General features: G+C 72.0%; 1 pseudogene. It reads left to right on the top strand.

The features are described 5' to 3' along the window. Window positions 1-19: 19 nt before the first annotated feature. A pseudogene (locus KVS67_RS12760) lies at window positions 20-243 on the top strand (LrgB family protein); the annotation flags it as partial.

Genomic DNA, 243 nt, shown 5'->3' with positions numbered 1-243 from the left:
CGGACAAGGAGGACGCACGGTGTACGCCGCCGTACTCACCGATTTCCTCGGGGAGGCCTGGGACGCGTTCCTGCACACACCGCTGTTCGGCACCGCGCTGACCCTCGCCGTCGCCGTGCCCTCCCGCCGTCTGTGGCTCGCCGCCCGGCCGCCCGCCCTGCCCCCGCCCGTGCTCGTGACGCTCGTGCTGGTGGCCGCATTCCTGGCCCTGACCGGCATCGACTACGAGACCTACATGACCGG

Source organism: Micrococcus sp. GbtcB5 (genome assembly GCF_019091605.1).
GTDB classification, from domain to species: domain Bacteria; phylum Actinomycetota; class Actinomycetes; order Actinomycetales; family Micrococcaceae; genus Micrococcus; species Micrococcus luteus.
This window is presented reverse-complemented; position numbering and strand designations above follow the sequence as displayed.